Below are 10,482 nucleotides of genomic sequence, written 5' to 3' on the forward strand. Positions count from 1 at the left end.
CCACTTCGGCACCACCGGCGCCACAAAACTGTCCATCCCGTCCAGCAGCGCGTCTGGCTCCTGCCCCAGCAGCAACATCGCCCGATGCTGCGGCCGCACAAAGCCTTCTTCGACGATATGGTCGAGGAACCCGCCCAGCTTCGCATAGAAGCCGTTCACATCCAGCAGCCCCAGCGGCTTGGCGTGATAGCCCAGTTGCCCCCAGGTCCATACCTCGAACAATTCTTCCAGCGTACCCAGCCCACCCGGCAGGGCGATGAAGGCATCGCTAAGCTCGGCCATGCGTGCCTTGCGGGCATGCATGCCGTCGACCACTTCCAGGCGGCTGAGGCCCTTGTGGCCGATTTCGGCGTTCATCAGGCTTTCGGGGATGATCCCGATCACTTCGCCACCGGCCGCCATGGCCGCGTCGGCAACGGTGCCCATCAGGCCGACAGCGCCGCCGCCATACACCAGGGTCAGACCGCGACGCGCGATGGCCTGGCCAAGCGCGATGGCAGCATCACGGTAGGCAGGGTTGGCGCCGATGCTGGCGCCGCAGAACACACAAACGGAACGTACGGGCATTGCTCATCTCCTGTCACTCAGGTGGACAGGGTACGGCGCATGCCCGTCGCTTCCAAGGCCACGTTCATTCCGGGCGGGAGAATTCGCAGATGGCGCCCGTTGCCCCGTGGGCATAGGCGGCGAGCAGGCTGTTGATAAATGCAGAGATGGGCATTTGGTATTGCTCCTAAATGAGAGGTTGTCCCATCGTCTATTAAAAGGGCATGATGTGCTCTTAGATTGGTTGTATACAATCCATTGAACAATTCTACTGGCTGGCCTGTTGACACCCCCTTGACCCATATCAGCAAGGGGCTGAACGGTTTCAGGCAGTCTCGCAATTGATAAAACCCTGCCAAGGAGATTCATGATGTTTGCGAAAGCTGTAGCGGTATCCCTGCTGACCCTCGCCAGCGCCTCTGTCTTTGCAGCCGAATGCTCGGTGACTGTTGAATCGACGGACCAGATGTCCTACACCAGCAAAGAATTCACCGTCGACAAGAGCTGCAAGGAATTCACCGTCAAACTGACCCACTCCGGCAACCTGCCTAAGAACGTCATGGGCCACAACCTGGTGATCAGCAAGACTGCCGACATGCAGGGCATTGCCACTGAAGGCATGACTCAGGGCATCGAAAAAGGCTACCTGAAGGAAGATAACGCCAACATCATCGCCCACACTGCGATGATCGGCGCACCGGAAAAAGAGACCGAAGTGAAGTTCGACACTTCCAAGCTGGAGGCCGGTGGTGACTACAGCTTCTTCTGCACCTTCCCGGGCCACATCTCGATGATGAAAGGCAAGGTTGTAGTCAAGTAATGACAGCTGTGTAGGCCTCTCGGGCCTCTTCGCGGGCTTGCCCGCTCCCACAGGGTTTGCACTGTTTTCAAGGGCAGTGAAAATCCTGTGGGAGCGGGCGTGCCCGCGAAGCTTTTATGGGGCGAACGGCAGTTCGCGCTTGTGCTGGGTCTTGCGGTAGGTAGCGACGATGATGTCGAATGCCGCCTGATCAACCGGCAACCCATGCAGGAAGGCGTCGATCTGCTGGTAGGTCACGCCATGGGATGCTTCGTCCGGCTTGCCCGGCTCCAGGTCTTCAAGGTCCGCCGTCGGCACCTTCTCCACCAGTGACTCCGGTGCGCCAAAGCTGCGCGCAATCGCCCGTACCTGGTTCTTCACCAGCCCGCTCAGGGGCGCCAGGTCGCAGGCACCATCACCAAACTTGGTAAAGAAGCCCATTACCGCCTCGGCGGCGTGGTCGGTACCGATCACCAGGCCCGCGCGGGCCCCGGCGATGGTGTACTGGGCAACCATGCGGGTACGTGCCTTGACATTGCCCACCACGAAGTCCACAAGCGTCGGCGAGCCGTTCTTCAATTCCACCACTTCAGCGGCCAATGCCCGCACCGCCGGGGCGATATCCACCGTGTGCACTTCATCGGCCTTGATCACGTCCAGGCATGCCTGGGCGTCATGCTCGTCATGCTGCACCTGGTAGGGCAGGCGCACGGCAATGAAGGTGTATGCCTTGTCGTCGGTTTCTGCGCGCAATTCATTCACGGCGCGCTGGGCGAGCAAGGCGGCAGTCAGCGAGTCGACACCACCGCTGATGCCCAGCACCAGGGTCTTGAGCCGGGCATTGGCCAGGCAGTCCTTGATGAAGGCCACGCGGCGGGCGACTTCGGCCTCGAGCGCGGCGGTGTCGGCGAACGGCGGCTGTACCTTCAGTGCCTGGGCAATCTCTTGCTGAACCGCTTGCATGGGTTACTCCTTGCTGGGGACTTTGAATACGTGACGCATGTAGGCGACGAAGTTTTCGTCACGGCACTGGGTCTTGGCTGATTCATCCGAGATCTTGGCCACTGGCGCGCCGTTGCAGTCGGTCATTTTAAGCACGATGCTCATTGGGGCCACACCCGGTATGTCGCATGTCAGGTTGGTGCCAATGCCAAAGCTGACGTTGATGCGACCGCGCAGGGCACGGAAAATCTCCAGCGAGCGGGTCAGGTTGAGGCCGTCGGAAAACACCAGGGTCTTGGTCATCGGGTCGATCCCCAGTTTCTGGTAATGGGCTATGGCCTTTTCTGCCCAGGCGATTGGCTCGCCCGAATCGTGGCGCAGGCCATCGAACAGCTTGGCGAAGTACAGGTCGAAATCGCCGAGGAAGGCATCCATGGTGATGCAGTCGGTCAGGGCGATGCCAAGCAGGCCGCGGTACTCGCGTACCCAGCAGTCCAGTGCGGCGATCTGGCTGTCGATCAGCCGTGGGCCGAGCTGCTGGTGGGCCATGAACCATTCATGGGCCATGGTGCCCAGCGGCTTGACATCCAGTTTCCATGCCAGGTCGACGTTGCTGGTGCCGACGAAGCGGGCGGGGAAGTCATCGCGCAGCACGCGAACCACTTCTTCCTGCACGCGGCTGGAAAAGCGCCGACGGGTGCCGAAGTCGGCGACCTGCAGTTCGGCCAGTTCGTCATCACTGGCATGCGCACGCAGCCAGTCGAACTTGCGGTACAGCTGGTCGCGCGCTTCGGCCAGGCGCATATGCGGGTGCAGATGGCGGTTGCGCACTTCGCTGATGATGGCCAGCAGCGGCACTTCGAACAGGATCACATGCAGCCATGGGCCTTTCAGGCGCAGGAACAGCTGGTCGTTTTCAACGCCGACGCGCACGTAACGCAGGTTGAAGCGGAACAGGCGCAGAAAACGCAGGAAGTCGGGCTTGAGGAAACTGATGCGTTCAAGAAAGGCCAGTTGGCCATCATCCAGGGTGAGGTCGCTGAGCAGTTCGAGCTGGTTGCGGATCTCGCCCAGGTAAGGGCGCAGGTCCTCGCCGTTGCGGCAGCGGAATTCCCATTCGACGTCGGCGTCCGGGTAATTGTGCAGCACGCCCTGCATCATGGTGAGTTTGTAGAAGTCGGTGTCGAGCAGGTTGTGCACGATGCGCTCGGCGAATGCGCTTTCGCTCATCAAGGGGGCTCCGGAAGCGGCGAATGGCCGACATTGTGCCAGCCTTTTGGGCCTTGATGTGTCTGGGCTGGCCTCTTCGCGGGTGAACCGGCTCCCAAAGGGCTGCGTATCTGCCAAAACAGAGGTGTTTTTCCGTGCACCGGCTAGCCTTGAAACGGTGCCGCCTGTAGCAGTCGCGCACCAGCGGTGTGCACTTCGGTGACGTCCGCTGTTACAGGGCGGTTGCACGTAAACACTTGCCAGGGTTGCAATGATGGCACATGGCGGTTGCTCCTTGTCTGTACGTGTGGTGGCGCCTGCCGCGCAGCAGACGGTTGCACGCTCAATAAAGAAAAGGCCGTCGGTCGCCTGCAGTGCACCTGCGCAGTGTGTTTTCCCGGAAGACAAAACCGATGGCACGGCCCTTGCTCTGAGCACAGCGTTGAGAAGTTGTAGTGCCAACCAAAAAAAACTCTAGGAGCACCACCTCATGTCGCAGACGTTTTACAAGAAAGGTTTCCTGGCACTGGCCGTAGCTACGGCCCTGGGTGTTTCTTCGTATGTTCAGGCCGACGTCAAGATCGGTGTAGCGGGCCCGATGACCGGGGCTAACGCAGCGTTTGGCGAGCAGTACATGAAAGGTGCGCAGGCAGCGGCCGACAAGATCAACGCAGCCGGTGGCGTCAACGGCGAGAAAATCGTCCTGGTCAAAGGCGATGACGCCTGCGAACCAAAGCAGGCCGTGGCTGTGGCCAACCGCCTGGCCGATCAGGACAAGGTGATCGGCGTAGTGGGCCACTTCTGTTCTTCCAACACCATTCCGGCGTCTGAGGTGTATGACGAAGCGGGCATCATCGCCATTACCCCGGGCTCGACCAACCCACAGGTGACCGAACGCGGCCTCAGCGCCATGTTCCGCATGTGCGGCCGTGACGACCAGCAGGGCATTGTCGCCGGCGACTACATCGTCGATGTGCTCAAGGGCAAGAAAGTCGCGGTGCTGCACGACAAGGACACTTACGGCCAGGGCCTGGCCGACGCGACCAAGGCGCAGCTGGAGAAACGCGGCGTGAAGCCTGTGCTGTACGAAGGCCTGACCCGTGGCGAAAAAGACTTCAGCGCCGTGGTTACCAAGATCCGCTCCACCGGTGCCGATGTGGTCTACTTCGGCGGCCTGCACCCAGAGGCTGGCCCGCTGGTACGCCAGTTGCGCGAGCAGGGCCTGAAGGACGTCAAGTTCATGTCCGATGATGGCATCGTCACCGACGAACTGGTGTCCACCGCTGGCGGCGCGCAATACGTCGATGGCGTGTACATGACCTTTGGCGCCGACCCGCGCCTGCTGCCAGACAGCAAAGCGGTGGTGGAGGAGTTCCGCAAGGCCGGTACCGAACCTGAAGGCTACACCCTCTACGCCTACGCCTCGCTGGAAGCCTTGGCCGCTGCGTTCAACGGCGCCAAGTCGAACAAGGGCGAAGACGCGGCCAAGTGGCTGAAAGCCAACTCCGTCAAGACCGTCATGGGCGAGAAGAAGTGGGACAGAAAGGGTGACCTGACCGTGTCCGACTACGTGGTCTACCAATGGGACAAAGACGGTAAATACCACCAGCTGGAAAAACAAAAATAATAACGGCCCATGGCCCGGGCTGATGCTCGGGCCCAAGCCCCGCGGTACCTGTCTTTATTCGTAGATCTGCACAGTTCTGCGCTGCGAGGGCCCCGCACCGGTGGCCCGCGCCGTGGTCGGCGCTCGTGCAATCTCAATCAGGTGAGATTGCGTTATGGATGGTATTTTCCTGCAGCAACTGGTCAACGGCCTGACCCTCGGGTCGGTCTATGGCCTGATCGCCATCGGCTACACAATGGTCTATGGCATCATCGGCATGATCAACTTCGCGCACGGCGAGGTGTATATGATTTCCGCGTACCTCGCGGCAATCAGCCTGGCATTGCTGGCCTATTTCGGCGTCGAGTCGTTCCCGCTACTGATGTTGGGCACGCTCTTGTTCACCGTCGTCGTCACGGGCGTTTATGGGTTCACCATCGAACGCATCGCCTACAAGCCCCTGCGTAACTCCACCCGCCTGGCGCCGTTGATCAGTGCCATCGGCATCTCGCTGATCCTGCAGAACTACGCACAGATCAGCCAGGGTGCCCGCCAGCAAGGCGTGCCGACCTTGCTTGAAGGGGCCTTGCGTGTCGAAGTCGGCACCGGCTTCGTGCAACTGACCTACACCAAGATATTCATCCTGATCGCTGCCTTCGTGGGCATGGGCCTGCTCACTTACGTGATCAAGTACACCAAGCTCGGCCGCATGTGCCGTGCCACCCAGCAAGACCGCAAGATGGCTTCGATCCTGGGCATCAACACCGACCGGGTGATTTCCTACGTGTTTGTCATCGGTGCAGTCATGGCCGCTCTGGCGGGCGTGCTGATCACCATGAACTACGGCACCTTCGACTTCTACGCTGGCTTCATCATCGGCATCAAGGCGTTCACCGCCGCAGTGCTCGGTGGTATCGGCTCGCTGCCTGGCGCCATGCTCGGCGGCATCATCCTGGGGATTTCCGAGTCGCTGTTCTCTGGCCTGATCAACTCCGACTACAAGGACGTGTTCAGCTTCTCGCTGCTGGTGATGATCCTTATCTTCCGCCCACAAGGCCTGCTGGGTCGCCCGCTCGTGGCTAAGGTGTGAACATGTCCGTTGCCAAAACTGCCTCTGTTAGCGAAACCAAAGGTTTCGACCTTAAACGCAGCCTGCTGGAGACCCTTGTCGCCGGCCTGCTGGCTCTCATTGTGTTTGGCCCGGTCGTGGGCGTAGTGCTCGACGGCTACACCTTCAATGCCGAACCGCGCCGCGTAGCCTGGCTGGTTGGCGGGGTGATGGTGGGGCGCTTCCTGCTCAGCCTGTTCCTGCAGAGCGCCGCTGGCGTGCGCATGCTCCAGGGCTTCGACAGCGGTGGCTCGGGCGTGCATGTGAACGCGCCGGACTACAAGTCGCGCCTGCGCTACATCATCCCGGCGCTGGTGGTGATTGCCATCGTCTTCCCGATTTTTGCCAACAAGTACCTGCTGACCGTGGTCATCCTCGGCCTGATCTACGTGTTGCTGGGGCTTGGCCTGAACATCGTGGTCGGCCTTGCCGGCCTGCTCGACCTGGGCTACGTGGCGTTCTATGCCATTGGCGCCTACGGCCTTGCTTTGGGTTACCAGTACCTCGGCCTTGGCTTCTGGAGCGTGCTGCCCTTGGCGGCCATCGCCGCAGCGCTGGCGGGGTGCATACTTGGCTTTCCGGTGCTACGAATGCACGGTGACTACCTGGCAATCGTGACCCTGGGTTTTGGCGAGATCATCCGCCTGGTGCTGAACAACTGGTTGTCGTTCACCGGTGGCCCCAACGGCATGCCGGCGCCTTCGCCAACCTTCTTCGGCCTGGAATTCGGCCGCCGGGCCAAGGATGGCGGGGTGCCGATCCACGAGTTCTTCGGCTTCGATTACAACGCCAACCTCAAGTTCGTGTTCATCTACGCGGTGCTGTTCCTGGTGGTGCTGGCCGTGCTGTACATCAAGCACCGCCTGACCCGCATGCCGGTAGGCCGGGCGTGGGAAGCGCTGCGCGAAGACGAGATCGCCTGCCGTTCGATGGGCCTGAACCACGTACTGGTCAAGCTTTCGGCGTTTACCCTGGGGGCGTCCACTGCGGGCCTGGCCGGTGTGTTTTTTGCCACCTACCAGGGCTTCGTCAACCCGTCGTCTTTCACGTTCTTCGAGTCGGCGCTGATCCTCGCCATTGTGGTACTGGGTGGCATGGGCTCGACCGTGGGCGTGGTGATTGCAGCGTTCGTGCTGACTGTGGCGCCCGAACTGCTGCGCAGCTTCTCTGAATACCGGGTGCTGCTGTTCGGGGTGCTGATGGTGCTGATGATGATCTGGCGACCGCGTGGGCTGATCCGCATCAGCCGTACCGGTGTGACCCCGCGTAAAGGAGTGGCGCCATGAGCGACGATATCATTCTCTCGGTCGACAACCTGATGATGCAGTTCGGTGGCATCAAGGCGCTGAGTGATGTCAGCCTGAAGGTACGGCGCAACCAGATCTTCGCCCTGATCGGCCCCAACGGCGCCGGCAAGACCACGGTGTTCAACTGCCTGACAGGCTTCTACAAGGCCAGTGGCGGGCGCATCGAGCTGAACGTGCGCGGCAGCCACACCAACGTCATCCAGTTGCTTGGCGAGCGCTTCCAGGCGGCGGACTTCGTGTCGCCGGCGCGCTTTGCCAACCGCCTGTACTACAAGATGTTCGGCGGTACCCACCTGGTCAACCGCGCAGGCCTGGCGCGCACCTTCCAGAACATTCGCCTGTTCAAGGAAATGTCGGTGGTGGAGAACCTGCTGGTGGCCCAGCACATGTGGGTCAACCGCAACCTGCTGGCCGGGGTGCTCAACACCAAGGCCTACCGCAAAGCCGAGAGCGATGCGCTGGACCACGCGTTTTACTGGCTGGAAGTGGTCGACCTGGTCGATTGTGCCAACCGCCTGGCCGGCGAGCTGTCGTACGGCCAGCAGCGCCGCCTGGAAATTGCCCGGGCCATGTGCACGCGGCCAAAGATCATCTGCCTGGACGAACCGGCGGCCGGCCTGAACCCGCAGGAAACCGAAGCCCTCAGCCGCATGATTCGAGTGCTGCGTGACGAGCATGACATCACTGTGGTGCTGATCGAGCACGACATGGGCATGGTCATGAGCATTTCCGACCATATCGTGGTGCTGGACCACGGCAACGTGATTGCCGAAGGCGCGCCGCAGGAAATCCGCCACAACCCGACGGTGATCGCCGCCTACCTGGGTGCAGATGAAGAGGAACTGGTATGAGTGCACCCATTCTCGAACTGAAGGACCTGGACGTGTTCTACGGGCCGATCCAGGCGCTGAAAAAGGTTTCGATGCACATCAACGAGGGCGAGACGGTGAGCCTGATCGGTGCCAACGGTGCTGGCAAGTCGACCCTGCTGATGTCGATCTTCGGGCAGCCGCGGGCAGCGTCCGGGCATATCGTCTATCGCGGCACCGACATTACCCGCAAATCGTCGCACTACATTGCTTCCAACGGCATTGCACAGTCGCCGGAAGGGCGCCGGGTGTTCCCCGACATGACCGTCGAGGAGAACCTGATGATGGGTACCATCCCCATCGGTGACAAGCATGCTGATGAAGACATGCAGCGCATGTACGAGCTGTTCCCGCGGTTGAAGGAGCGGCGTAACCAGCGAGCCATGACCATGTCCGGGGGGGAGCAGCAGATGCTGGCGATTGCCCGGGCGCTGATGAGCCGACCGAAGTTGCTGTTGCTGGATGAGCCTTCGTTGGGGCTGGCACCGATCGTGGTCAAGCAGATCTTCTCGACCCTGCGTGAGCTGGCAAAGACCGGGATGACCATTTTTTTGGTGGAGCAAAACGCCAACCATGCGCTGAAGCTCTCCGACCGGGCCTATGTGATGGTCAACGGGGAGATCCGCATGACCGGGACCGGGCAGGAGCTGCTGGTCAACGAGGAAGTGCGCAACGCCTATCTGGGCGGGCACTGAGTTACATTCGGGGCTGCAAAGCAGTCCCATTTCCAATGTGGACAACTTACCCCGCGATATTCTCGATCCACGCTAATAGTCTCTCGCAACCCCTTGTTTCCACAGGCTTGATCTTGTCCACGGATAATGTGGAACCGCCTGTGGAAAACATGGTGGCATCTCGCTCCAGCCCTTTGATATCAGGCCCTGCATCGATGCGATCATTTTTTGATCACATCCTTCCTGTGGATGATTTTTCAAGGTTTTTCACAGATCCGAAAGCACCTCGAAACCAGCATCAAGGCTGTGGATAACTCTGTGGGAAAACCTTGGACAGACTGCTGCAGGCAGCATGTTTGAAAGCTTTGCACCATCACCAAAAAACTATCCACCGATCCTGCATCGCTGAAAGGGTTCCGCACAGTAGACAAGTTGCCCCCAATCCGTGGGGAAAGCCTTGTGGATAACATGCGCATAGCTGGCGCCGAGCCTTCTGCCGCAAGGGTTTGCCGGATATGAACAAAAAATGTACAGCGCCCCGAACGGCTTGCTGCCAGCGCGCGGCGCGGGCATGCTGCAAAGCTGCCGATGACAACCTACCGTGAGGAACAGAGCATGACGTCCACCGTATTCATCACTGGCGCCACTTCCGGTTTCGGCGAGGCCACCGCCCGCCGTTTTGCCGACGCTGGCTGGAAGCTGGTGCTCACCGGCCGCCGCAAGGAGCGCCTGGACGCCCTGTGCGCTGAGCTGTCGGCCAAGACCGAGGTGCACGGCCTGGTGCTTGACGTGCGTGATCGCAAGGCCATGGAGCAGGCGATCGCCGGCTTGCCGACCGGGTTCGAGAAGCTTCGCGGCCTGGTCAACAACGCCGGCCTGGCACTGGGGGTGGATGCGGCGCAGAACTGCAGCCTGGACGACTGGGAGACCATGGTCGACACCAACATCAAGGGCCTGATGTACACCACCCGCCTGCTGTTGCCACGGCTGATCGCCCACGGTCGTGGCGCGTCGATTCTCAACGTAGGTTCTGTGGCGGGCAACTACCCGTACCCGGGCAGCAACGTGTATGGCGGCACCAAGGCTTTCGTCGGCCAGTTCTCGCTGAGCCTGCGCTGCGACTTGCGCGGGACCGGCGTGCGCGTGAGCAACATTGAGCCGGGGCTGTGCGAGAGCGAGTTTTCGCTGGTGCGCTTCGGCGGCGACCAGGCCAAGTACGACGCCACTTACGCGGGTGCCGAGCCGATCCAGCCGCAGGACATTGCCGAGACCATCTTCTGGATCCTCAACCAGCCGGCGCATATCAACATCAACAGCCTGGAGCTGATGCCGGTGAGCCAGGATTGGGCAGGGTTCTCCATCGACCGTTCGGTCAAGGGCTGAAAATAGTCACCGGGGCCGCTGTGCGGCCCATTCGCGGGG

General features: G+C 60.8%; 10 protein-coding genes. 7 read left to right on the forward strand and 3 right to left on the reverse strand.

Annotation, left to right across the window (positions count from 1 at the left end):
- On the reverse strand, window positions 1-567 hold a 567-nt coding region (locus ACK1VC_RS01355), incomplete at its 3' end, for an LOG family protein (RefSeq protein WP_449117813.1).
- Window positions 568-916: 349 nt separating this feature from the next.
- Here ACK1VC_RS01355 and azu point away from each other — a divergent pair.
- Window positions 917-1,366 carry an azurin gene (azu, locus tag ACK1VC_RS01360; RefSeq protein ID WP_024717363.1) on the forward strand — a complete coding sequence of 150 codons (450 nt, stop codon included), beginning with the start codon at window positions 917-919 and terminating at the stop codon, window positions 1,364-1,366.
- Window positions 1,367-1,480: 114 nt separating this feature from the next.
- Here the strand turns inward: azu and nadE are convergent, their stop codons facing one another.
- Both nadE and pncB read right to left on the reverse strand, forming a co-directional pair.
- Window positions 1,481-2,308: an ammonia-dependent NAD(+) synthetase gene (gene nadE, locus ACK1VC_RS01365; RefSeq protein WP_449117814.1), complete on the reverse strand. Its 828-nt coding sequence runs from the start codon at window positions 2,306-2,308 to the stop codon at window positions 1,481-1,483.
- 3 nt (window positions 2,309-2,311) lie between these two features.
- Window positions 2,312-3,517 (reverse strand): nicotinate phosphoribosyltransferase, encoded by a 1,206-nt coding sequence (gene pncB / locus ACK1VC_RS01370; RefSeq protein ID WP_016489424.1) that lies wholly within the window; start codon window positions 3,515-3,517, stop codon window positions 2,312-2,314.
- Window positions 3,518-3,986: 469 nt separating this feature from the next.
- On the opposite strand from pncB, the gene ACK1VC_RS01375 reads away from it, so the two are divergent.
- From ACK1VC_RS01375 to ACK1VC_RS01400, 6 genes are all read left to right on the forward strand, one after another.
- Window positions 3,987-5,123 carry a branched-chain amino acid ABC transporter substrate-binding protein gene (locus ACK1VC_RS01375; RefSeq protein WP_016489423.1) on the forward strand — a complete coding sequence of 379 codons (1,137 nt, stop codon included), beginning with the start codon at window positions 3,987-3,989 and terminating at the stop codon, window positions 5,121-5,123.
- Between the two features lie 154 nt (window positions 5,124-5,277).
- Complete coding sequence (locus ACK1VC_RS01380) at window positions 5,278-6,192, forward strand: ABC transporter permease subunit (RefSeq protein WP_016489422.1); 915 nt, start codon at window positions 5,278-5,280, stop codon at window positions 6,190-6,192.
- Between the two features lie 2 nt (window positions 6,193-6,194).
- Complete coding sequence (gene livM / locus ACK1VC_RS01385; RefSeq protein ID WP_016489421.1) at window positions 6,195-7,496, forward strand: high-affinity branched-chain amino acid ABC transporter permease LivM; 1,302 nt, start codon at window positions 6,195-6,197, stop codon at window positions 7,494-7,496.
- Complete coding sequence (locus ACK1VC_RS01390; RefSeq protein WP_016489420.1) at window positions 7,493-8,368, forward strand: ATP-binding cassette domain-containing protein; 876 nt, start codon at window positions 7,493-7,495, stop codon at window positions 8,366-8,368. Before livM ends, ACK1VC_RS01390 begins: the two co-directional genes overlap by 4 nt.
- Complete coding sequence (locus ACK1VC_RS01395; protein WP_016489419.1) at window positions 8,365-9,081, forward strand: ABC transporter ATP-binding protein; 717 nt, start codon at window positions 8,365-8,367, stop codon at window positions 9,079-9,081. Before ACK1VC_RS01390 ends, ACK1VC_RS01395 begins: the two co-directional genes overlap by 4 nt.
- Window positions 9,082-9,675: 594 nt before the next feature.
- Complete coding sequence (locus ACK1VC_RS01400; RefSeq protein WP_016489418.1) at window positions 9,676-10,443, forward strand: SDR family oxidoreductase; 768 nt, start codon at window positions 9,676-9,678, stop codon at window positions 10,441-10,443.
- Window positions 10,444-10,482: the final 39 nt, after the last annotated feature.

The sequence above is a fragment of the Pseudomonas sp. XP2 genome (genome assembly GCF_053557975.1).

Coding starts and splice junctions, on each gene's coding strand:
- azu (WP_024717363.1), top strand. CDS start 917: ATGTTTGCGAAAGCTGTAGCGGTATCCCTGCTGACCCTCGCCAGCGCC.
- nadE (WP_449117814.1), bottom strand. CDS start 2,308: ATGCAAGCGGTTCAGCAAGAGATTGCCCAGGCACTGAAGGTACAGCCG.
- pncB (WP_016489424.1), bottom strand. CDS start 3,517: ATGAGCGAAAGCGCATTCGCCGAGCGCATCGTGCACAACCTGCTCGAC.
- ACK1VC_RS01375 (WP_016489423.1), top strand. CDS start 3,987: ATGTCGCAGACGTTTTACAAGAAAGGTTTCCTGGCACTGGCCGTAGCT.
- ACK1VC_RS01380 (WP_016489422.1), top strand. CDS start 5,278: ATGGATGGTATTTTCCTGCAGCAACTGGTCAACGGCCTGACCCTCGGG.
- livM (WP_016489421.1), top strand. CDS start 6,195: ATGTCCGTTGCCAAAACTGCCTCTGTTAGCGAAACCAAAGGTTTCGAC.
- ACK1VC_RS01390 (WP_016489420.1), top strand. CDS start 7,493: ATGAGCGACGATATCATTCTCTCGGTCGACAACCTGATGATGCAGTTC.
- ACK1VC_RS01395 (WP_016489419.1), top strand. CDS start 8,365: ATGAGTGCACCCATTCTCGAACTGAAGGACCTGGACGTGTTCTACGGG.
- ACK1VC_RS01400 (WP_016489418.1), top strand. CDS start 9,676: ATGACGTCCACCGTATTCATCACTGGCGCCACTTCCGGTTTCGGCGAG.